This window comes from Limisphaerales bacterium (assembly GCA_014382585.1).
In the GTDB taxonomy this organism is placed as follows: Bacteria; Verrucomicrobiota; Verrucomicrobiia; order Limisphaerales; family UBA1100; genus JACNJL01.
This window is the reverse complement of sequence record JACNJL010000026.1, coordinates 122,563-146,745: the sequence shown is the minus strand read 5'-3', so window position 1 is coordinate 146,745 and position 24,183 is coordinate 122,563. Positions and strand designations below refer to the sequence as shown.

The 24,183-nt window shown below is 58.1% G+C and carries 14 protein-coding genes and 2 tRNA genes; 8 read left to right on the top strand and 8 right to left on the bottom strand.

All coding sequences use genetic code 11. The annotated features are described in order from the left end of the window. The coding region (locus tag H8E27_04095; GenBank protein MBC8324787.1) for a hypothetical protein at positions 1–858 on the top strand (858 nt) is incomplete at its 5' end. A gap of 19 nt (positions 859–877) precedes the next feature. Then, a complete protein-coding gene (locus tag H8E27_04090) occupies positions 878–2,191 on the top strand; it encodes a PQQ-binding-like beta-propeller repeat protein (GenBank protein MBC8324786.1) in 1,314 nt (437 codons plus the stop codon). Positions 2,192–2,266: 75 nt separating this feature from the next. Here the strand turns inward: H8E27_04090 and H8E27_04085 are convergent, their stop codons facing one another. Next, on the bottom strand, positions 2,267–8,998 hold the full coding sequence (locus H8E27_04085; protein ID MBC8324785.1) for a hypothetical protein: 6,732 nt from the start codon (positions 8,996–8,998) through the stop codon (positions 2,267–2,269). A 689-nt stretch (positions 8,999–9,687) separates the two neighbouring features. Here H8E27_04085 and H8E27_04080 point away from each other — a divergent pair. Continuing rightward, positions 9,688–10,032, top strand: a complete 345-nt coding sequence (locus tag H8E27_04080) for a hypothetical protein (GenBank protein MBC8324784.1) — start codon at positions 9,688–9,690, stop codon at positions 10,030–10,032. A 319-nt stretch (positions 10,033–10,351) separates the two neighbouring features. Here H8E27_04080 and H8E27_04075 read toward each other — a convergent pair. Beyond that, positions 10,352–10,428, bottom strand: a tRNA-Asp gene (locus H8E27_04075). A 320-nt stretch (positions 10,429–10,748) separates the two neighbouring features. Between H8E27_04075 and H8E27_04070 the strand changes: the two genes are divergently transcribed. The 4 genes from H8E27_04070 (at position 10,749) to pabB (ending at position 14,621) form a co-directional block, all read left to right on the top strand. Further along, a tRNA-Glu gene (locus H8E27_04070) sits at positions 10,749–10,823 on the top strand. Positions 10,824–10,901: 78 nt separating this feature from the next. Next, positions 10,902–12,392, top strand: a complete 1,491-nt coding sequence (der, locus tag H8E27_04065) for a ribosome biogenesis GTPase Der (GenBank protein MBC8324783.1) — start codon at positions 10,902–10,904, stop codon at positions 12,390–12,392. Between the two features lie 76 nt (positions 12,393–12,468). Then, entirely contained in the window at positions 12,469–13,167 is a 699-nt protein-coding gene (locus tag H8E27_04060; protein ID MBC8324782.1) for a TIGR00730 family Rossman fold protein, read from the top strand. Then, on the top strand, positions 13,167–14,621 hold the full coding sequence (pabB, locus tag H8E27_04055) for an aminodeoxychorismate synthase component I (protein MBC8324781.1): 1,455 nt from the start codon (positions 13,167–13,169) through the stop codon (positions 14,619–14,621). Before H8E27_04060 ends, pabB begins: the two co-directional genes overlap by 1 nt. Positions 14,622–14,691: 70 nt before the next feature. Here pabB and carB read toward each other — a convergent pair whose 3' ends face one another. The 6 genes from carB to H8E27_04025 form a co-directional block, all read right to left on the bottom strand. Next, complete coding sequence (carB, locus tag H8E27_04050) at positions 14,692–16,464, bottom strand: carbamoyl-phosphate synthase large subunit (GenBank protein ID MBC8324780.1); 1,773 nt, start codon at positions 16,462–16,464, stop codon at positions 14,692–14,694. A gap of 264 nt (positions 16,465–16,728) precedes the next feature. Beyond that, a complete protein-coding gene (locus H8E27_04045; protein ID MBC8324779.1) occupies positions 16,729–17,535 on the bottom strand; it encodes an SUMF1/EgtB/PvdO family nonheme iron enzyme in 807 nt (268 codons plus the stop codon). Positions 17,536–17,687: 152 nt separating this feature from the next. Then, positions 17,688–18,824 (bottom strand): aminotransferase class V-fold PLP-dependent enzyme, encoded by a 1,137-nt coding sequence (locus H8E27_04040; GenBank protein ID MBC8324778.1) that lies wholly within the window; start codon positions 18,822–18,824, stop codon positions 17,688–17,690. Positions 18,825–18,843: 19 nt separating this feature from the next. Continuing rightward, entirely contained in the window at positions 18,844–19,185 is a 342-nt protein-coding gene (trxA, locus tag H8E27_04035; protein MBC8324777.1) for a thioredoxin, read from the bottom strand. Positions 19,186–19,230: 45 nt separating this feature from the next. Next, positions 19,231–19,812: a hypothetical protein gene (locus H8E27_04030; GenBank protein ID MBC8324776.1), complete on the bottom strand. Its 582-nt coding sequence runs from the start codon at positions 19,810–19,812 to the stop codon at positions 19,231–19,233. A gap of 142 nt (positions 19,813–19,954) precedes the next feature. Then, positions 19,955–21,370 carry a hypothetical protein gene (locus tag H8E27_04025; protein MBC8324775.1) on the bottom strand — a complete coding sequence of 472 codons (1,416 nt, stop codon included), beginning with the start codon at positions 21,368–21,370 and terminating at the stop codon, positions 19,955–19,957. A 110-nt stretch (positions 21,371–21,480) separates the two neighbouring features. On the opposite strand from H8E27_04025, the gene H8E27_04020 reads away from it, so the two are divergent. Next, positions 21,481–24,144, top strand: a complete 2,664-nt coding sequence (locus tag H8E27_04020; protein ID MBC8324774.1) for a DUF1553 domain-containing protein — start codon at positions 21,481–21,483, stop codon at positions 24,142–24,144. Positions 24,145–24,183: the final 39 nt, after the last annotated feature.

Sequence of the window (24,183 nt, the reverse complement as noted above, 5' to 3'; positions counted from 1 at the left end):
AAGTCTGAAGATTCACAAAAAACCATAATCATAATGAAAACGAAAACCCTAATTCCCGCCATCCTTGGCGGCCTCATCCTCATTCCCACCGCCGCACAGGCACAACAACGCGGCCCGGGCGAAGGCGGCGACCGACGTCCCAGCGGCGGCGACCGTGGCACCATTCGCGAACAAATGCTCAAACATTTTGACAAAAACAAAGACGGCAAACTCGACGAAAAAGAGCGCCCCTCTCGCGAACAAATGCAGGAATTTTTCCGTGCCCAAATAGGCGGTGCGGGCGGCGGAGACCGTGCTCCCGGCGGCGGAAGGCCCGGCGCGGGGGGGCGCCCCGGTGAAGGGGGACGGCCCGGTGAAGGAGGTCGCCCCGGTGAAGGAGGTCGCCCCGGTGAAGGAGGTCGCCCCGGTGAAGGAGGACGGCCCGGACAAGGCGGTGACCGGCCCAATTTCGGTGGCGGACGCCCGATGAATCCTGTGATGATCGCGTTGGACGCCAATAAAGACGGTGAGATTTCCGCTGCGGAACTCAAGAACGCCACCGCCGCATTGTCCAAGCTGGACAAAAATAAAGACGGCAAACTCACCCGCGAAGAAATGCTCCCGTCATTCGACCGCGGCGGCCGTGAAGGCGGATTCAATCCCGGCCAACGCCCCGGTGGTGATCGTCCCGGAGGAGGCTTCAATCCCGGCCAACGCCCCGGTGGCGATCGTCCCGGAGGAGGCTTCAATCCTGGCCAACGCCCCGGTGGCGATCGTCCTGGAGGAGGCTTCAATCGCCCCGGCCGCCCGGATCAACGCCCCGGCGGCGACCGGCCCACCCGGCCAGGACGCCCCACCGATCGACGCTCGGACGCTTAACCTTTGGCTCGCCCCACAAATGAAATCGCTGCGCCCTGCCCTGCTTGGCCTTGCTCTGGCCTCAACCGCTTTAGCGGCTCCTGCGGCTGATAAAAACTGGCCCCAATGGCGCGGACCCAACGGCGATGGCACGGCTCCCGGCGAGTCTGCGCCGCTCACTTGGAGCGACTCTAAAAACCTTAAGTGGAAACTCCCACTCCCCGGTGCTGGCGCATCCAGCCCGGTGGTTTGGGGGGACCACCTTTTCCTCACGTGCTATTCCGGCTACGGCGTGGGTGGTGGCGATAATTCCGGCAATGACCCGCGCGAACTGCTACGCCACGTCCTTTGCATTAGCGCCAAGACCGGCGACATTTTGTGGCACAAAAAAATCAAGCCCACTGCCGAGGAAGATCGCTACGGCGGGATGGGCGTGCCCGAACACGGCTACGCCACCAGCACGCCGGCCACCGATGGCAAATCCATTTTCGTGTTCCTCGGCAAAACCGGCGTGCTCGCCTTCGATATGAAAGGCAATGAATTATGGCGTGTGAAAACCGGCACGCAATCCAGCCGCAAACGCTGGGGCTCGGCTTCCAGTCCGGTGTTGCACGGCAATTTACTTTTGCTCAACACCCTGCAGGAAGGCGGTGCCCTCGTGGCACTCCACACCGCCACCGGCAAACAAGCGTGGCGTTGGGGCCCGAAAATCATCGCCGGTTATCAGGATTCCTACGGTACACCCGCGCTCATCAAAACAAAATCAGGAACCCAAATGATCCTCGCGGTGGACAGCGAAGTGTGGTCGCTCAACCCCGCCAAAGGCACCTTCAATTGGTACGCCTTTACCAACGTGGGCGGCAGCAATGTTTCCCCCAGCGTGATAGCCGCGGGCGGCGCGGTATTTGCCTTCGGCGGTTACCCTCGCCAAAGCGGCGTCGCCCTTCAGCTCGGCGGCCAGGATGATGTCAGCAATTCTAAAACACTCTGGACCTCCACCCGCGCCCCCTACGTCGCTTCGCCCGTCCATCACGCCGACCACATTTACTGGATGGACCGCAGCGGTTACGCCGTTTGCCTTAACGCCAAGACCGGCAAAGAAGTTTACCGCGAGCGCCTCCAAAGCACGCGCGGTGTCCCAAAATTTTATGCTTCCCCGATTTTGGTGGACGGCAAACTCATTTCCGTCAGCCGCAATGCCGGTGCGTTTGTGGTGGAAGCCAAACCCAAATTCAACCAACTCGCCCAAAACAGTTTCACCAGCGACCGCACCGTCTTCAACGCCAGCCCAGCCATCAGTGATGGCCGCCTTTATCTGCGCTCCGATTCGCACCTCTATTGCGTGGGTGAGTAAGCCGATTCATCACAAAAAAACCCCACACAATGATGTGCGGAGTTTGGATGGATTTGTAGAATTCTGAACTGAAATCTATTTCGTCATCTTCACGCCGAGGCGGACTTTTCCGCTGGTCCCGCCCACACCGTCGACCATGAAGTAGATGCGGTCGCCGGGGTTGAGCCTCACTTGCGGTAATATCACGGTGCTGAAGGGGCCGCCGCCGCCGGGGGCATTATTGTTCCACTTGAAATACTGGTTGTTGAGCGGCACTTGGGTGGCCGCCTGGCCTTTGGCCACGTACATCACCCCGAGGGTGGTGTCAAATGTACTTCCCTTGGTGCTCGCCGTTAGTTGCTTAAGGGTAATGGCAGCAGCGGTGGCGGGCCATTCGATGTACCACCACACGGATTTGCCGTGGAAGGCCGGATGCCCGCGTTCGGCGTTTTCATGGGTGGCGCCGTTGTTGTGGCCGTTGATGACGGTGGCAAAGGTGGTATTATTGTTTGCCCAGCGCCCGCCATTCCATTTAGTGGCGGAATATCGGTGGTCATTAGGCACTGCGGGATTGATGGGTAATACGGTGGGATTATTAGTGGTGCCCCCGAGCCCGCCGCCGGGATTATTGGTGCCGCCCAACCCGCCGCCAGGCGGGATGACGGGCAGGGTGGGATTGCTGCCTCCACCAAGAGGAATGCCCGGCCGGTTGGTGGTAGTGGTAGGATTGGTCGCCCCGCCGAGCCCTCCGCCGGGATTAGCAGCACCGCCGGGACCCACTTGAGTGGGGGCGCCTGCGGCTGCCGTTCCACTGTTGCCACCTTTAGCGTTTGCTTGGCTCGGATTGCGACTGTAATTCACGGGCCGTTCCCCAGGCAAACCCTTGGGTGGCTCGGGCCGGACAGAGGTGCGCGAGGGGGCTCGCCCGGATCCGTTGGAGTCCCGATAGAACGCCGACAAATGCCCAGTGGCACTTATGCACTGGGCATTATCCATATACAACGGCTGGCTGTAGGATGACAAAGGGGGTGGGAGATACATCCCCCGGAGGCGACCCGTGGGTTCTCCTCGCCAGAACGCAATCGGGCTACTGTATAAAGGAATTTGGGTACTGCCGCGAGTGCTGGGGTAAGCCATGATCGTGCAGTACTTGGTGCCAAACCCCTGAGAGCCCCAGCTCATAAAGTGGTTTCCCACGGCAAGGAACGTATCCGCCACTCCATTGGAATTTGTATAAGCGTATGGGCTAAACGTGATGCCCCCATCATGCGGATGGAGCCCCGGCGTGCCGGGAAGTGAGCCGGCACCCACATCCCCCAAACCATGCGCGGCACCGAGCACGTGACCCAGTTCGTGTTGGAAGGTATACCCGCCGGTCATATATTGGCCCTGTAAAGAGAGATTGCGAATACTGTCGCGGTGACGAATTACCTCGGATGAGTTGAAATCCACATCATCCGGCCTTGTGGTGTTGGTGAAGAGATCGCGGGGCGGATTGGTGCCTCGATCGGTGAGTTTCAGTGCCAAACCCGCCGCTGGTCCGGTGAGATTCTCAGTAAGGATACAGACCAAATCCGCGCGAGTAGAAATGTATCCCATTTCAAAATCGCCGTAGGCGCCGTGGAGGTTCGGGTAACGCTGACCTCCCGCGCCGTTAAGATCCATACGCAACGCTCCCACGTCCACACCGTTGGTTCCCAACACCCCCCCGTAAGTGGGATCGAATGCCTGACCATAGGCGAGGTCCGCCACACTGCCGCGGGTCATATGGATACCGAATCCGGTGCCATTGAAATCAATCTTATTTTTATTTTTTAAGGCTTCATTCCAGCTGAGATACAGGCTGAATTGCGTGGCGCTTTCACGCCGCACATAATAATCTGTATTGAGAACGATGTTGATGCCGAGGCCAGTTGAGTAATCGCCTGAAACTGTGATTCCACGATCGTTGAAGGCTTTTTGAATCGACGCGGTATGCGCGCCCGCATAAAGGGAGAGATCCGCATTATTTATTGCGACGGCGGCAGTTCTCATAGTGCTGCCACCGGGCAGGCCAAAGTGGTGTTGCAGAATCAGCCGATCGGCGATCGAAGCATTCCCATCCGAAGCCAGAATCGCCTTGCGAATATCCCACAGAGCGCGAGACCAAATTTCGCCATCCGCATGAACCTCCCCCACCAAATCTGCCGGGTACATCTTGTTGCCATCCACGCGGCGCAAATTGGGCGGATCAATCGGAGGCCCTCCGTAGCTTTTGCGAAGGCGAAGCCCACCGAGCGGGGTGCTCCCCAGCGAATAAACCTGTAGGTTACCATCCACCCCAATCGTTTTCACCGGTCCGATCATCGCCGCGCTCGTGGAATTTCCATCGCCGGTATCGTTGGAGCCACCGCCGGAAACCGTGGTGATAATGCCCGCGACATCCACCCGCCGCACGCGTTGCGCGCTGCCATCGCCAAAATACAGTCGCCCAGAACTATCAAACCTCATGCCATCCACGTCTGTGAGCCGGCAGGAAATTGCCGTGACCGGGTTGGACGAGTTGGCGTCCGGATCATTCCCGATTAAGCCCGAACCGGCCACCGTGGTGACCAACCGCAAGGTGGGATTATCATCCACGGCAATGCGTCGAATCCGAACGCCGTTCAGGGTGGTATTGGTGTCCAGATACACAAACCGGTTTAAACCAACCGTGCGCGTAGCCAGATTTTGCACCCCCCCGAAATTGCTGTTCGAAGCCGGCGGCCCGTCCCACTGTAACAAACCGCCGCCACCGAAGAGAATCATGGTTCCGTTTGATTCCAGCCGCCAAACGCGCTGACTGGTGCGCTGGCAAATATAAAGCCGGTTCAAGTCATCAAACGCAATATCGTCGATTGCGGAGAAGCTCAAAGACGTCGCCAAAGGCGCATTCACCGGGTTGGTGGTAATTGAGGTGGGATCCCCTGCCCCGCCACCAATTACAGTGGTGAGCGAGCCGTTGGTGTCAATTCGCCGAATGCGGCACGAGCCGGTTGAGTTTTTGTCTACAAAGAACACGCCTTCGGTGGAGTTAAGGTCGATGGCCCCGAGCGTTCCAAGGCTTTGTTGCAAGGCAACATTAGCTGCCGAGGCATTGGCGTCGGGATTTTGCGCGCCGCCGCCAGCCAAACGGGTGAAGGAGGAATTCACATCTACGGTGGTGTCAAAGGTCGCATTGTGATCCATCCGCCGAACACTGCTGCCGTTGTTGTCGGTGAAATAAATTTTCTGCGAAGCGGTGGGTTCGATGACAAAATCCCCGATGTTCACCAGTTGCACATCGTTAGACAGCGCCGAAGCATTATTATCAATAAACTGTGTGCCATCGCCCATGATGGTTTTGATTTTGCCACGGGAAACATCAAGGCTGTTATCAAACGAAGGATCATACACAACCGCATCCCACTCACCCACGGCCGGCGCATGATATGTTTGATATAACGAATCGCCGTCGTTAGCGAAAATGGAGGCTGCCAAATAGTCTCCGAACCCTTCGCCCATAGCGCCCATTTCACCGCCGGCCCAGTTTATATTCTGATCGCCCTGAACCGCGTGGCCGTATTCATGCGCGACGATATCGCCATCCTCGCCATCATCCACCCCGCCGGTGCCAAAATGCAAGGTATTGTTGGCCGGGGAGAAGAATGACTGGTCTACTGTATTCCATTGTGAACAGGCCCAAGTAGCGTTGGCATCGCGAATGCCATTGGGGGGGGTATTGCTCGCGGAAAACCCAAGTGATACAAAATAATTAGCAATGCGATCAATCGTGTAATAAATCGTAGGCTGCTCAAAACGCAAATCATTCCGGCTGTAATTATAGGCACGTGAAACTTCAAACGCATCGTTGTCTGGCAGGCTGCCGCTGTTGAGGCGCACCAGATCCGCGTAGGTCCCTGTGAGATAGCCCAATCCCGCTGTGAGTCGGGGCAGGGTTACGTTGTTCATCAGGCTGTCGAGCTGGGTGCTGTTGTTGTCGGCATTATCCACCAACGTGCCGTTCACATCGCCACCGTTCACCTGATATGGGTTTGGCTTAAACACAAAACCGGAACCGCTGACCGTCGCGAAACAGATGCGGTTTTCCTGCAGCATAACTTCACCAGTTTCCGCATCCACCACCGTGTGAAAATCGCCCAGTGGTTTCATAGCGCAAACGGTGACTTCCCAGGCGAGCTTGGCGTTGCCGTGCTCGTCGGGCCACCAAACCAGCTTGCCGGATCCGGGCATCCGCGGGCGCTTAACGCCGCCTTTGCGATAGGCTGCCCCCTTGGCTGCGGTCAGGCTAAGTCGCGGACGCGCTTCAGCGGGGACATTTAAGCTGGCATGATATTTGGTGTGTAACGTGTTTATGGCGCCATCGGTTCCCTGATTCACCGTCAGAAACGCGCCGTACACGGGAATGCCGCGAACGGTTTGCTGGAAACGGGTGTGGGCCGTGCCAAAGCCGTGCTTCACCTGGAGGGTTTGCAGGTCGGAGGTGTCCTGCTTCATTTTGAGTTGCCCGGCCATTGCGCTGAGAAACGCGCGCGCGCTTTTTTCTGGCTCCGCAGTTTTGCCCAGAAAATTCAGACGCCAGTAACTGGCCCGGCCCGATTCAATCATCGGGTGCACCTTGCCTTTGCCCAGATCGATCCCGGGGTAATGCTGTGCTTCGGTGACCACGCCGAATAATCCGGCCACGATTGGGTATTCTACCACGCCCTTAATCACATCGGCGCGTTGCATTGCCACGGGGCTTCCTGGTGCTTGGGCCGTTCCAGGATTTCCGGGGCGAACAGGGTCGTCACCGCTGTCATTAGAACCGCCTTCGGCGGCTTCCACTTTCACCTTGGTGTTTTTTACCGGTTGCTGGTAAGCCTTCCACTTGGGCCGTTTGCTGCCATTGGCATCGGGTGGAGTCGTCCAGGATGAAAAATGAACCACCGACCCCGTGGCCAATCCATGTTCCGCCCCGCCAATCCATTCGAGCTGATCCGTTCCAATATCGACCAACACCGGCCCGGGAGTTGGCCCGGTTATATCGTTGTATTGCTGAACTGGGGCATGCGAGGTTGCTGCGCCCATATTTCCCGTTGGGCTACCCACCGCATAGCTGTCGTCCAGCGCATGGCTGGAACCAGCATCCTCAACCGGTCCGGTGTTCAGCTCCGGAGTGCGCGTGGAGTTAAACGTAAAAGTCACCGCATCATCTGCGGGCGTACCGGAATTGTCGTACTCGGGAACGATCGTCCAAGTCAACGTACTCGGCAAATTGATGTAGGGCCGCTGCGCGGGCGGGGTGCTGGCAAAGGTGCCGCTGCCCCAATATTGGTCACCATAAATCAGGCTATTGCTGGTGTCACCAATCCATGACAACGCCGCGCCCAAATCACCGGGGTTATAATTTTCATACTTGGGCCTGTAGATGCCTACTTTCGCGCCGTTGTTCCAATGCTTGCTCCATGCGGGGGGGGTTGCTGCCGGATCCCACACCGGTCGAACCGGAGCCTGCACCTCTTCCCAGGCCGGCCCGCCGGGGCCGCCGTTTTGCGCCAAGGTGGCATCGCCACCGGACATTGCCCGAGACCGCGCTAATGTGAGATCCGCCATACGGATTTCCAACGGGATATGGCATTGGGAAAAAATTGTATTGGTCAGCTCCACCGTGCGGATGGTGGAAAGATTCAGGTTATTCAATTTTTCAGATGCATTCGGTGGCGTTTGTTCCTGCAGCAAATCATCGGTGTAAATAAACAGAATATCGATGTACTCCGTATCGCCACCGCGCAGATGTTCTAAAACTCCAGGCGACGCAGGGCCAACCGATTGCACCGCTGAACCGCCCCGCCCCCAAAGACCAAAGCTCCGATTAGAGGGATTGATGGCCGCCAACAACGGCTTGTTGAACCCCATCGAGTTAAGCAAATTATGAGAGCTGGTTTTCACCGGCTCAGTCGCCGGGCTTTCCCGGGGCGGGATAGGCGCCAACGCACCGGTTTTTGGAATTTGATTGAGCTCGGCCTGCTTAAAGCGTTTTTTCAACTCGGTGAACGACCGGCAATCCGTACAGACCGTACCCGCGCGATGTGTATGGCCGTTGGGATCGAGCAATGCCGCCGCTTCCGAGCCGCGCACCATCCGCTGCAACGCCTTCGCCTCGGCCGAGCTTTGAGCAGCCATCGGCGAAGCGGATTTCTGTGATTTCGTTGCAGCTGTTTTGACGGGTTGCTTTGCCTGCTCCAGTTCAATCACCCCTCCGCAGCCGGGGATCTTGGACTGATCCACCTCCACAATGACATGTTTGCCATCCATCTCATGCGAAATTAAATATTGCGTGCCGAAGGTGTCCACCACCACGCCCATCAATTTCCCCGGCTGAGTGGTTTGCCGGCACATCATCATTAGCGTATCCGGATCATTATCCAGCCGCCCCACCGAGGTCTCGCTGCCGCCATGAATGAAACGATGCACCACCACCTCAGTGGTCACTTGCAGGTCATCAAACAGATTCAATCGAATCTTGCCGCCGAGCGTATTCAACCGCTCCAACGCATCAGGCGAAAGATTCACCCAACGATGACGCTTAGCCAAATTGGATTCAAAAAACGTCGCTGGCCGTTCACTCGCCGGCACATCCACAAACAATTCGGGCCCGTTTTTATAAAGATCATATTGCCAGTAACCAATTAAACTCAAAACCACCACCACCATCGACACCATGCCTGCCACCAAGGCACGCTTGTTGGCCACCGCCAACCCTTCAACCGGCTCGCCTTCATCACGCATGGCATACTCCTCATTTTCCCAACGACGACAAATTGCCATCGCCTCATCCTTGTCCGTGGTGCCAGTGCTTCGTTGTGTTCGCCGCCCGTCTGCAGTAGCATAGCAACACACCCAATTATCACTTTTCAGTCGTTTTCTTAAACTAGCCATGATGTGGTAACAACTCTGTTTTCAATCAAAAAAACACGGTAACAACGAACCGTTCACAATTGATTACCACGGAAAACTGAAAAACGCAAATTATTTTTCGGTAACAACAGCATGTTTTTATTCACCGTTTTTTACATGTTTTGGCAAAAGGTGCGATTCCAATTTGAGCAATCCAAAGGTTATTTCCTATTCAATCCCTTGCCAGAATCTGAATCGGGGTAGCCTTCAAACCGGTTGCGATGAAACAATCCGACCTCAGTTTCCAATCATTTTCCTGATGAACCGCGCCACGATGTTTGGGCACACTGCTCTGCGTTTGATCGGGTGAGGCTGATGGTGTGGGTGTGCTCGCGTTAGTGGTAGACTCACGGCAAAGTTGTCGCCGCATTAGTGGGTGTATGCATTGGGATCGCTGGTAATTTTGCTGGCCGCAGCTTGGCGGCGCGAATCAAAGCGCCGCTCAAGCGCCGAACAACTCCGCGCCGCCACACCTCACAAAAGCGTCCTCGCCGGCCGCGGGAAGATTAATCACCAGATCAGCCTTTACCCGAACTTCATTGTGCGTAGGGTTGGGGCAGATGAAACCCACACTGTATTTTCTCGTTCTCGGTTTGCTGGCCAGTGCTTGCGGCGATCAGCCGGAGCCGGACATCAATGATAATTCTTCAGGCAATCCCGCGACCGCGCCGGTGGATTATTTGGGCGCGGTAAACAAAGGCCGCAACAAAGCCATCATTGACGCCGGCCTATTGCAGGTGAATAGCGCCCTCAACCAATACCAAGCCACGAGTAGCCAACCGCCGGCCAGTTTGCAGGAATTAATATCCGAAGGCCTCCTCGCCGAATTACCCGTCGTACCCAACGGAATGAAATGGAATTACAACCCGGAAACTGGAGTAGCTTCGGTGGTGCCCACACAATAATTACGCTCGCGTAATCGGCTTTGTGCCGACATCGGTTGCGACGAACTAACTACACATCCCAAAGGGATGAACAATAATAGCCCCGGATGAAACCCGAGGTTAGAGGATGAAAAACTGAGCCAACCCCGGAGGGGTTGAACTTCCAAATTTATCGGGGCCTCCAAAGTTCAACCCCTTCGGGGTTGTTTTCCTTCGATGCTTTTTCCCCGGGTTTCACCCGGGGCTATTGTTATTGATTCCCTTCGGGAATCATCGTGGACTTTTGATGAAGTGGTCGCAGATTGCGAAACGGGATGGATTCGAACTTGAAAGAAAAAAATGGCGGGAGTGACGAGACTCGAACTCGCGACCTCTGGCGTGACAGGCCAGCGCTCTAACCAATTGAGCTACACCCCCGCAAATTTCTGCGGGCGGCAAGCTAATGCAAGCGACGCACGCCGTCAATCGTTTCAGTAAAAAATTTTGGGATTTTTTTGACTTACCTTCGAAATGCGTCGGGGCGAAAAAAGTGATCCGGGCAACAGACGCCAAGGAGGTGGGGGTGGAGAACCCCTCTGAAGAAACGTTCTGTCGCCCGGATCAAAGAAATTGGTGTCCCGACAATCTGCCCGAGATTGGCCGTTTTGTCAACCGACGAATCTTCCACAATCTGTTCACCGACAGATTTCCCGTGACATTCGCGCCCGCATCCCTATATTTCCCCGCTCTGACAGGTGGACCCCTTCGTCTAGCGGTTAGGACACCGCCCTTTCACGGCGGCGACACGGGTTCGAGTCCCGTAGGGGTCGCCACTTTTTGTGGCAATCTTTGCAAAAAACCACCTGTTTTGGACGTGTTTTCACTTTCTACGCCCCGTTTGAGAAAATTTAATGCCTGGAACTATTGCCATTGTGGGTCGCCCGAATGTCGGCAAATCCGCGTTGTTTAACCGGATTGCCGGCCGCCGCATTGCGATTGTGCACGATCAAGCGGGGGTGACGCGCGACCGAATCACCGCCGAGGCCGAATGGGCCGGACGGGCGTTTACGCTCGTGGATACCGGCGGTATCGGCCTCATTCCGGGCGAAAAATCTCAGGACATCATCGCCAGCGCCACGGTGGAACAGGTGGATTTGGCCATCGAGGCGGCGGATGCCATTATTTTTGTGGTGAATGTGCAGGAAGGCATTGTGCCGCTCGACGAAGAAGTGGCCCAACATCTCCGCCAGAGCGGCAAGCCGACATTCCTCGCAGTCAACAAAGCCGACCACCAAACCGCCGCCGACAACGCCGTGGAATTTGCCGCACTGGGCTTCGAGCATATTTTTCCCGTCAGCGCCCTGCACGATCGCGGCACCTCCGTCCTAATGGACCCTCTCCTCAAGCACTTGCCGGAGGCTGACGAGCCCTCTCTCAATCCTCAACCCTCAACTCTCAACCTCGCGGTCGTTGGCCGCCCAAATGTCGGCAAATCCTCCATCATCAACGCCCTCACCGAAAGTGACCGCGTGATCGTCAGCGAAATTCCCGGCACCACGCGCGATGCGGTGGATGTCCCCTTTACCATCGAAACTGAAGGTCGCGTGCAACATTGCCAGCTCATCGACACCGCCGGCCTACGTAAAAAACGCCGCGTGAAGGACAGCCTCGAATACTTCAGCGTCACCCGCACTGCCGAAGCCATCAAACGCTGCGACATCGCGGTGCTTGTCGTGGATGCCGAAACGGGCATTGTGGAGCAGGACAAAAAAATTGCCGACCTCATCACCCGCAGCCACCGCGCGTGCATTGTGGTTATCAACAAATGGGATCTCACCACCGACGCCGTGAAGGAGGCGCGCAAAAAGGAAATCGTCAGCCGCCGCAAAAAAGACCGCCACCGCGATGACCGCACGAAACGGTTGACGATGCTTTCGGAGTTCGGCAGTTGGGTTCAGGAACAATTGTTCTTCCTCGATTACGCCCCCGTGATTTTTACCAGTGCCAAGTCCGGTTTTCATCTCGACCGATTGCTGGAAGCCATCCGTTACGTGGCCGATCAATGGAAGCAAAAAGTCCCCACGCCGCTGCTCAACCGCACGCTGCAAGACGCCCTCGATCGCCGCCCACCACCCAACAAAGCCGGCAAACGCTTCAAACTTTATTACGCCACACAAACCAATCAAGCGCCGCCCACGTTCACAATGTTTGTGAATGCCCCCGAAGTGTACACGGATAACTACGACAAATATCTGACCCGCCATATGCGCAACGCCTTTGGTTACGAAGGTTGTCCCCTGCGAATACTCGTCAAAGCCCGCCCCAAATCTATCGAGTCCGTGCGACGCGGGAAAAAGGGTGCCCTGAGTATTGAGGCGAAAAAAGCGAACAATGAACTGTAAGCTGAACCAAACGGTTCACCGTGCACTGTCAGCAAAGTCTCGTTGACCCCCGCGCCCCGCGCTTTACCCTCCGCGTATGGCCAGAACCAAAAAGCCCAAGAAATCCGCCAACCGTTTCGTGCACGAAGACCCGTGGCGCGTGTTCCGCATTATGTCCGAATTCGTCGAGGGCTTTGACGAGATGTCGCACATCGGCCCCGCCGTCACCATTTTCGGCTCCGCCCGCACCAAACCGCGCGATCGATTTTATAAATCCACCGTGGATCTTTCCAAACGCTTGGCCGAAAACAACTACGCCGTCATCACCGGCGGCGGCCCCGGCATCATGGAGGCCGCCAACAAAGGCGCGGCCGATGGCGGCGGGCGTTCGGTGGGGCTCAATATCAAACTGCCCTTCGAGCAATGCGGCAACAAGTACGCCAATGTCTCCGTGGACTTCCATTATTTTTTCGCACGCAAAGTGTGCCTCGCAAAATACAGCACCGCGTTTGTTTATATGCCCGGCGGCTTTGGCACGATGGATGAATTATTCGAAGTGCTCACTCTCGTGCAAACCGGAAAGGTCCCGCGTTTCCCAATCATTTGTTTCGGCCGCAGCTATTGGAGCGGCCTGTTCAAATGGGCCAACAGCACGCTCAAGCGCGGCAAATACATCAGCCCGAATGATACCGATCTCGTGACCATCACCGACAGCCCCGCCAAAGCCGTGAAGATCATCAATGACTATCACAACCGCGCCGGCCACCAAACCACGCCGCCTTCCGCCTTCGCCTGATGCGTCCGCTGATCGAGCATGCCCGCACGCGCCATACGCCAGAGACTCTGGCGGAGCAACTGCGCGGCCTGCCCGGCCTGATGCTGCTGCGCAGTGACGGCGAGGCGACCGATCAGGCGCGCTATTCGTTTGTCGTGGCGCGGCCGTTTTTGACGTTCCGCGCGTGGGGAAGCCGCTGCGAGTTACGCACGGACCACCATCGCGCGATTCAATTTGGCAACCCGTGGAACGCACTGGAGCAATTGCTCGAGCGGTATGAGTTGATTGACGAGATCGATTTGCCCTTTCCGCTGGGTGGCTGCTTTGGCTACTGGGGCTACGACCTGAAAAATTTTGTCGAACCCCGCCTGCGCGCGCGCGCGGTGAATGACCTCGAGCTGCCCGATTGTGCGGTGGGCTTTTACGATAGCCTCGCCATCTTCGATCATCACCTCGGCAAAACCTGGCTGGTTGCCACCGGCCTCGCCGCTGATGGGTCGCGCAACGAAACCCGCGCCCGCCAACAGGCCGATTGGTGGCACGAACAGCTTGGGAAGGACGCCTGCCACCGCGCCCCAAATCGATTCGAAAAAAACACGGACGAGGTGGAACTCGCCCCTCCCGTTCCCTCCTCCAACTTCACCCGCGACCAATTCATCAACGCCACCCGCCGCGCCCTTGATTACATTCGCGCCGGCGACATTTACCAAGTCAACCTCTCCCAACGCCTCACGGCGCCTTGGCCCGGAGGAGGTTGGGAGTTTTATCGGGCGTTGCATGCCGCCAGTCCGGCGCCGTTTGGGGCGTTCCTCGATGCGGGTGATTTTCAGATTACCTCGTCCAGTCCAGAGCGTTTTCTACGTCTCAGCGGTCAACACATCCAGACGCGCCCCATCAAAGGCACCCGTCCGCGGGATGCCGATCCGCAACGCGACGCGCAGCTTGCGTACGAACTCCAATCCAGCGAGAAGGAGCGCGCGGAGCTGGTAATGATCACCGACCTGTTGCGCAACGACCTCGGGCGTGTGTGCGAGTTTGGCAGCATCGCCGTGCCGGAGCTGATGCGGCTGGAAAAATTCGCTCAAGTGCAGCACCTCGTCTCCACGGTCGAAGGCCGATTACGTCCGGAGCTTTCGCATCTTGCGGCGTTGCGCGAGTGTTTCCCCGGCGGCAGCATCACCGGCGCGCCGAAGTTTCGCGCGATGGAGATCATTGATGAACTCGAGCCCGTCACCCGCGGCCCCTACACCGGCAGCCTTGGCTACCTAGGCTTCAACCGCGAGAGCCAGTTCAACATCGCCATCCGCACCGCCATCGTGCGTGACGGTCAAGTGCACTTCCAAGTAGGCGCCGGCATCGTGGCGGATTCCGATCCGGAAATGGAATACGAGGAAACGTTGGCGAAGGCGGACGGGTTTGTTGAAGCGCTTTCTTTTACCTCAGAGGCACGGAAAGAAATGACCAATTCCCAATGACCAAAAACCCAACGAATGCCCAAACTCCAAGTATATTATTGGAACTTGGGCGTTGGGCCTTGGTCATTCCTCAATGAAACTCCTGCACCGTCCGCACGCCGTAGCCGGCTTTTTTGAGGGCGCGGATTCCGTTCACCGCAGCCTTGGCGCTGCTGATGGTCGTCATGATGGGCGTGCCGGTGTAGACGGCGGTGGTGCGGATTTGCACTTCGTCACTGCGCGGCACTTCGCCCGTGGGAGTATTGATGACGAGTTGCAGCTCGTTGTTCTTTAGCAAATCGAGCGAGTTCGGCCGGCCTTCGGCGAGCTTGTTCACGCGCTCCACTTGCAGGCCCGACTCCTCAATAACATTTGCCGTGCCGCCGGTGGCGACCAGCTCGAAGCCGAGATCCACAAAGTCCTTCGCCAACGCGGGCACGGTGGCCTTGTGCGCGTCGCTCACGCTGATAAACACCTTGCCTTCCAGCGGCAACGGCGAGCTGGCGGCCATTTGGCTTTTGGCATAGGCCACGCCGAGGTCGGCATCGAGCCCCATCACCTCGCCGGTGGAGCGCATCTCGGGGCTGAGAATAATGTCCTGCCCGACGAACTTATTAAACGGAAATACCGACTCTTTCACGGCCCAATAGCTCGGCCAAATTTCCTCTGTGAACCCAAGCTCACTGAGCTTTGCGCCGGCCATCACCTGCGCGGCGAGCTTGGCCAGTGGTTTACCGATGGCTTTGCTGACAAACGGAATCGTCCGCGACGCGCGCGGGTTAACCTCCAGCACATAAACAATCTCGTCCTTCACCGCGTACTGCACGTTCATCAGACCGGTGACCTCCAGCTCGCGCGCCATCGCGTGCGTGTACTCGCGCATCGTGTCGATGGCCGATTGCGACAGCTCGTGCGGCGGCAGCACCATCGCCGCATCGCCCGAGTGCACGCCGGCAAACTCCACGTGCTCAAGCATCCCGCCGATGACGATCGTGCCGTCCTTGGCATCCGCGATGCAGTCCACATCCACCTCCGTGGCGTCTTCCAAAAATTTATCCACCAACACCGGCCGTTCCGGCGAGGCCTCCACCGCGTGCTGCATATAATGGCGCAGCTCGCTGTCCGAATAGACAATCTGCATCGCGCGCCCGCCGAGCACGAAGGACGGCCGCACCAGCACCGGATAATCCAGCTTGTGCGCGGCGGCCACCGCTTCCTCCTCATTGGTGGCCAAGCCGTTGGGCGGTTGCGGGATATCCAGCTTACGCAGCATGGCGGCAAACATCTCGCGATCCTCCGCGCGCTCGATGCTCTGCGGGCTGGTGCCCAGAATGTTCACGCCGTTGGCCTGCAAACCAAGCGCGAGATTGAGCGGCGTTTGTCCGCCGAATTGCGCGATGACGCCCCAGCATTGTTCGCGCTCATAAATGTGCAGCACATCCTCCAGCGTGAGCGGTTCGAAAAACAGTTTATCGCTCGTGTCGTAATCGGTGGAAACTGTTTCCGGATTCGAATTCACCATCAACGTCTCGAACCCATCCTCCTTCAGCGCGAACGCCGCGTGCACGCAGCAATAATCAAACTCGATCCCCTGCCCAATCCGGTTCGGGCCGCCGCCGAGGATCATGACCTTCTTGCGATCCGACGCATCAATCTCGTCATCCCCGCGGTCGTATGTGGAGTAATAGTAAGGCGTGTACGCCTCGAACTCCGCCGCGCACGTATCCACCAGCCGATAGCTCGGTACCAGCCCCGCCGCCTTGCGCTCCGCCCGCACCGCATCCTCCGTGCTCCCCGTCAGATGCGCAATCTGCCGGTCCGAAAACCCGTAAGCCTTCGCCTTCGTTAATAGTTCCAAATCCATAAATTGCCGTGGCAGTTAAACGCAAGGCAAGGAACCGACGCAAGCCTTGCGTGAATTGAGTTGTCCATTAATTGCCCAAAACCCTCAGATGGAGGGTCTATTTGAGTAGGGACACGCTGCGAGTGCCCACAGAAGCGCGGAAGCGAGTCCTTGATGAGACGATTTTTTGTGGCGTGGCGTGGGGAAATTTTTCGCAGGCTCGCTTCCCTCGCCTAGAAGGGTTGAGGTTCAAGGGGGCAAGGCCATAAGGTAACGAAGCCAACCTCACCTACCGGAACCACCCGCCAACACACACCGAAAACCGAAAGTAATATAGCGAGAGTCAGGAGTGTTCCAATAACGATAGGACAATAACAAACCACCGGGACTGAAATTGTCCCAAGATGCACCTCGCATCACTCGGAATTGTTTCTCTTCTGGGTCACTCCAATCCTCACAAAATTCCCATGCATTCCCACTTAAATCATAAAGGCCATTCAATTTGACCTCAAAACTTCCAACAGGTGAGGTTTTCTCAAACTTGTCCGAGTTCTGCTCTAGGTTGAAATTCCCCGCCCCCTTTGGCGGTGGCCACGTATTACCCCATACATACACGCCCTGTATTCTTTCGGTCTTTTCAGCAGGGGTGCTTCCTTGCTCCTCTGTCAAACCCACTGCCACGCTCCATTCCGCATCCGTGGGTAAACGGTACTTCTGGCCAGCTTGGATTTTTTCCGCTGCCAACTCCATTTTTGTCAGCCATGCGCAAAATGCCTGTGCATCATTCCAGTTAACATTCACCACTGGGTGGGTGTCCGTCTGCTTGAATTCAGGTTGCTTCCAACTCCCGTCCACCCCCGCATTCGCCGCGGCGTACGCCGCGTAGTCCTTCACCCGCGTTTCCCATATGCAAAACTGAACGTCCGTACCCGGAACCGGCACGAAGGGCATCCCCAGCGTGTTGACAAAAGCGTTGGTGGGAATCTTTGCTTCCGGCTCGGGTTCGGCATTGGTTTCAGGTTCCGCCGGAGTGGTTTTCTTCCCACACCCCACCATCGCCACCGCTGCTATTAAAAGAAGGGTTTGCCGCATGGGTTGAATCTACATTTATCCAGCCTTTTTGACAAGAAGCCCGTGGAGGGAAGTCCCAAAACCCATGCTCCAATTTGGTTTTTATGATTTGGGGCTTCCTTGGGATCTGCTCATTGGACCTTGGGCATTTGCAAACCCCTTGTTCATTACTCTTAAAGCAACGCCACCGCGCGTTCCAGCTCGGCGGGGGTGTTGTAAAAATGCGGCGAGAAGCGAAGGTAATCGCGGCCGCTGCGTTCGGTGCGGACGGAGGCGACGATGTTTTCGGCAGCAAGTGTTTCGCCAAGCGCTTTCATTTCCGTACCTTCGCGCGAGCAGGAGGTGATGCCGGCTTGGGCCTCGGGGAAAAGTATTTCAAAATCCTTCGCGCGCAGTGCGTCAACGAGCCACGCGCGCTTGGTGGTGAGGTCGGCGGCAATGGTGTCGATGCCCACTTCGAGCAGCAGCCCGAGCGCGGCATTGAGGCCGGTGATGCCGAGGATGTTGAAGCTACCAGCCTCGTAACGGCGGGCATCGGTGCGGAGGGTCATTTGCTCCTGCGCGACGTAACCGGGGCAGCGCACGTTGTTCCAGCCAAAGGCCTGCGGCGCGAGGCGATCCTGCAAATCACGCCGCACATAAAACACACCGGCCGCGCACGGGCCGAGCAGCCACTTGTGGGCATCGGCGGCAAGGAAGTCCACGTGCTCCACAGTGGTGGGAAACGCGCCGAGCGTCTGGATGGCGTCGAGGCAAAACAAAATATCGCGCGCGCGCAGTTCGCGCCCAATGGCATCGTGGTCAATACGCCAGCCGGAAACGAAATGACACGAAGCCAGCGCGACGAGGCGAGTTTTGTCCGTGAGTTGTGCCAGCACCAACTCCGGCGTGATCTGCCCCAGCGCGGGCGTTTGCAAACGTCGCACCGTCACGCCGCGCGTTTCCAGCGCCAACCACGGGTAGACGTTCACCGGAAAGTCGTCCTGATAAATCAGCACCTCATCGCCCGCCTGCCAATCCAGCCCCGCCGCCACGGCACTGAGACCGGCGGTGGTGGGCCCTAACAGCGCCACTTCGGAGGGATCAGCTCCCAGCAATTCGCTGGCGCGCGTGCGGGTTTGACGGAGCAAAGCGCCCAAACCCTCTTCCTGATCTTCCCGTGCAGCAGCGCTAACGGCGGCCGCCACCGCGCGTTCCACGCACGCCGGCACCGGCGACACCCCGGCGTGGGCCAAGTAAACCTTGTCCGTGCATACGGGAAATTCGCGCTGTCGCAGCGCTTCGTCGTTTTGAAGCTCGGGGAGGTTCACCCCTTTGATGCCGTTGAAGTTAGGCGAGGGCGTTGTCGATCATGCCGACCAGCGCGGGTTTGGGTTGGCCCCCGATCAGTTCCCCGACCTTTTCGCCGCCTTTAAACATCATCAACGCCGGGATGCCGTTCACGCCGTGCGTCACGGCGAGCTGTTTGGTGGCGTCGTCCGTCTCGATATCAATCTTCGCCACCTTCGCCTTGCCGGCGTACTCGTCGGCCAGTTGATCAATCACCGGCCCAAGCATTTTGCACGGCCCGCACCACGGTGCCCAGAAATCCACGAACACGGGGACATCACTTTGCAGCACTTCGGATTCGAAGTTATCTGCGCTCACAACAATTACGTTTTCAGAAGCCATAGGCGCGGAGGTTAAACGGGCAAGGTCGCAAGGGGAAGCGGATTTTTATTCCACTTTCATCATCGCGAGCACAACGACGCAGCCGACGGTAACGAGAAAGGCAACGACGGCAAGAATGATTTCCACCTTATCGGGGCCGGCAGCGCCCATCGAGACAGGTGCCGCACTGGGAGCCATAGCCGGATTAACCGCCGGATACATTGCCCCCATATCAGGTGCCGCGCCGGGCATTGGCGAAGGTGCGGGCGCACCGGCTGGCGGGGCACCCGGTGGGGTTGTATCCACGCCGGGCCCTACAGCGGGCATCGGAGCGGCAGCGGGCATCGGAGCGGCAGCGGGCATCGGAGCGGCAGCGGGCATCGGAGCGGCAGCGGGCATCGGAGCGGCAGCGGGCATCGGAGCGGCAGCGGGCATCGGAGCGGCAGCGGGCATCGGGGCGGTGCCGGAAGTGGGAACCCCCTGATCCATCGCGGGCGCAGGAGCCCCCGGCATTGGCGCAGGTGCTGCAGCAGGGACGGGCGCAGGTGCAGCGGCCGGAACGGGTGCTGCTGCTGCGCCCCCTCGGCCGGGTAGGCTGATGCGAATGGTTTGCTTGGCGTCTGGTTTGGGCGGGAGGCCAATGCGCACGGTTGCCTTTTTTTGAGGCGGTGCGGCTCCAGGTTGTGGGGGAGGCGGCATTACAAAATGTGTTTTGGAAGCGAGGCTAAGCAAGAAGTGCCGCCCAACTCCTCCCGCTCATCCTATCACGGACAATCTTTTCGGCAAGATTTTACTCGCGCGCGTCGGTGAGTTTTCGATCCAGCAAATGGATGCGGTCCACCAGCCGTTTTTCAATGCTTTGGGCCCAGTGACTGGGGTGCGGATTGCTGCGGACGTAGCGCATGGCACCGCCCCCTTCATAGCCGCCTTCGGTCAACACGCGCAAGCTGGGGATGTACGTCATCACGTCATTGGAATAACCGGCCACCCACACTGCGCGGCCTTTGCCGAGTTCGCGCTTGAGGCGCAGTGAATAGTCGACCGCCACTTCGCCCCCCATCGTCACCATCGTAAGTTGGTCGCCGAAACGAATGACCTGTACGGGCACGGGGTAATGCTTTGGCAACGCGCCTTCGGCGTCGAGGATTTGCAGCAGCGTCTCGGCGTAGCGTTTGTCGTAACGATTGGAGCTCCTGGCTCGAGCCTCCAGCTCGGGGCGGGTGGGGTGTTTGGAGTAATCAATATCCTGATATGCCAGCGCCGCGCGCAGTGAACCGGTGAGGGATTTGGGATTCGCAATGAGCCCGGCCTCCACGGCGGTGGCCAGTGAGCGGCCGTGTTTTTTGGCTAACTCGATGGTGCCGCGCGGATAGGGATTTTGATCGGCCCCGCAGCCGGTGATAAAGAGCGCCACCGCGCCAGGATTGTCCGCCTCCAAATACTCCTGCGCCCAACCGGCGTAATCGCCATTAAATTTCATCGTCCCGGTGGTGGTGTTGTGGCAGGCGTAGCCAAATAAAATTCCCAGCAACTTGCCGTTCAGGCTGCGCACCTGCAGCACGGGCACATCGTGATCCACCGGGCCGGCGGGATTTGGGCTGTTGCGAAAACCGTCTTTCACCGGCAAGCGCCGATTCATCGCAAACCCGCACCGCGCATGACTATAAGCAAGTTTCACGGGTTGAGGGTTTTTTATGCAATCGCCGACAAGCCCGAGCACCGTGGTTTGCAGCTCTTCCATATACGCGAGCGTCTCCGCCACGCGCCGGGCTTGTTGGGCGGCGGGAATGTTATCGTAAGAAGCCGTCGCCGGCCGGATGAGTGCACCTTTGCCAATGGGCCGCACGACACGAATCATTGGACCGCTGTGCGTGTGCGAAGCGTTGAGTAACAAATGCGACGTCGGCAACTTGAACTTTGCGAGCGCCGCCTTTTCCATCGCCAACCGAAACGGCCGCGGCACACCAATGAGATCCAGCGTGACGATGACCATCCGTTCCCCTGAGGGATCCTCCACCATCAATGCCTTGGCAAAAAGATCCTGCAACTTCCCCTCCGCACCGGATTTACGCGAAGCGTAACCAGCCATCCACAATGGCTTATCCGGCGTGATCACCGCCTTGGCCACGGCGGCCTTCCATGTGGGTGCAGCGGAAATTGTCTGGAAAACACACAGCGACACAAGGAACAATATGCGCGATTTCATCCGGATAAAAATCCAACGCTCCCTCACCGTTGTCCATTCTAAAATTCAACCGTTTATTTCAGAACCTTGCCGAATGCGCCCGCATTGTTTAGAGTCAAAACCGCAGATTGATGAGGGCCATCATTGCAATATTAATTCTCGGCACAGGCGTAACACACGCGGCGGGACCAGTGTTTTTTGAAAAAGACATCCGGCCGATTCTCAAGGCGCATTGTTTCCATTGCCACGGGGAAGACGGGCGGGAACGCGGCGACCTCGATGTGCGGTTGCGACGGTTGTTGCTGGAAGGCGGCGAGCACGGGCCCGCCATCGTCGAAGGCAAGCCGGAGGAAAGCCGGCTGTTCCAGATGGTTCAGTCCGGCAAGATGCCGAAGGAAAAGGCGAAGCTGGCAGCCGAAGAGATCGCCCTGATCCGCGAATGGATTGCCCAAGGCGCCAAGACGGCGCGACCGGAGCCGGGGGATCCCGATGCCGTGGGTATCACGGCGGAAGAACGCAGCTTCTGGGCATTTCAGCCGATTCAAAATCCCAAGGTGCCCGAGGGCGCGAAACATCCGGTCGATGCGTTTCTACTGCGACGCCTGCACGCGGAGGGCTTGAGCTTCTCCGCTGCCGCGGACAAGGCCACGTTGATCCGCCGCGCCACCGTGGATCTTACCGGTCTGCCGCCCACACCGGAGGAAACCAAAAATTTCATTGCCGACCCATCGCCCGACGCCTACGCCAAGCTGATCGATCGCCTGCTCTCCTCGCCGCAGTACGGCGTGCGCTGGGGCCGGCATTGGCTGGATGTGGCGGGCTATGCCGACTCGGAGGGGTACAACGAGAAAGACACCGAACGCGCGTGGGCCTGGCGTTATCGCGATTATGTCGTCAACGCCTTCAACAAGGATTTGCCGTGGGACCAGTTTATTCACGAACAACTCGCCGGTGACGAGATGGTGAAGCCGCCGCATACCGAGCTGCAGCCTGACCAAATCGACAAGCTCACCGCCACCGGCTACCTCCGCATGGCGCCGGACGGCACGGGCACGGCCAACAATAATGACGCCCGCAATCAGGTGATGGCCGAGACCCTCAAGATTGTGTCCAGCTCGCTCATGGGCCTCACCGTCGGCTGCGCGCAATGCCACGACCATCGTTACGATCCGATCCCGCAAAAAGATTACTACCAACTGCGCGCCATCTTCGAGCCGGGCCTTAACCCCAAGAGTTGGCGCGTCCCCAACAGCCGCCGCATCACGCTCTACACCGATGCCGACCGCAACAAGGCCGCCGAGATCGAGGCTGAGGCCAAGAAGGCGGATGCCGAGCGCCAAAAGAAGGTTGAGTTCTTCATCGAGCGCACGCTCACATGGAAACTCGAGGCTGTGCCAGAGAAGGATCGCGCCGAACTGCGCGAAGCCTATCGCTCCAAGAAACGCACCGACCCGCAGAATGCCATTCTAAAAAAATACCCGAGCGTGCGGCAGATCAGCGCCGGTTCGCTGTATCTCTACGACCGCGAATACAACGGCGAAATCAGCAAGCTCAACACTGAGCGGAAAAAGTTTGCCGATAAAAAAGATGACGAGAAGGCGGCCGCCGAATTGAAGCGCATTGATAAACGCATCCAGTTTTTCAAGGAGGCCCTCAGCAAGAAGGTGCTCGATGCGATGGCCAAAAAGGCGAGCGACATCCGCGCCACCAAGCCGGAGGAGCCTTTCATCCGCGCACTCACCGAGCCGGCCGGCACGCCGCCAACCACGCACGTGTTTTTCCGTGGCAACCACGATCAACCCAAAGACGCCGTGCCCCCCGCCGGCCTCACCGTCGTGTCCGCGCCCAGCTTTGCCGAAAATAATCCCGCCCTGCCCTCCACCGGCCGCCGCACGGCCTTTGCTCAGCATCTCACCAGCGGCAAACATCCGCTCACCGCGCGCGTTTTGGTGAACCGCTTTTGGCTGCATCACTTCGGCCGAGGCATCGTCGATACGCCCGGCGATTTTGGCCGATTGGGCGAACTGCCCAGCCACCCTGAGCTGCTCGACTGGCTCGCCGCTGATTTCATGCAACACGGCTGGCGCCTCAAGCGACTGCACAAACTCATCATGACCAGCCAAGCCTACCAACAGGTTTCCCGCCGCACCGCCAAGCAGGATGCCATCGATCCGGACAACCGTCTGCTCGGCCGCATGAACGTCCGCCGCATGGAAGCCGAGACCATTCGGGATGCGATGCTGGCACTCAGCGGCCAGATCAGTCTGCGCCTAGGCGGCAAGCCCGTGCCGGTGATGGAGGATGAGGTCGGCCAGTTCATCATCGGCAAGGAAAACCTCGACGGCGAACGCAAGCCCGGCAAGGCGGTCGATCTTCAAGGCGCGCAACATCGCCGCAGCCTCTACGTACAAGTGCGCCGCACGCGCAAGCTCTCCTTCCTTGAAGCCTTCGACGCGCCCGCCATGGAGCCCAACTGCGCCAAGCGCCCCGTCTCTACCGTGGCGCCGCAAGCATTGATCTTCATGAACAACGCCTTTGTCATCAGCCAAAGCCGCGCCATGGCCGAGCGTTTGCAGGCCGCCGCCAAGGACGATCTCGATGCCCAGCTCACCGGCGGCTGGCACCATGCCTTCGGCCGCGCCGCCACGCCCGAGCAGCTCTCCAAGTCGCGCGAATTTGTCCACCGCCAAACCGCCGTGTTCAAGGAGCGCAAAGACAAAACCCCGGAACTCACCGCGCTGGCCAACTATTGCCAGGCGCTGATGAGTGCAAATAATTTTGTGTATGTGGAATGATGTTGAAATGACCCATTGCCCAATGACCAAGAACCAAGG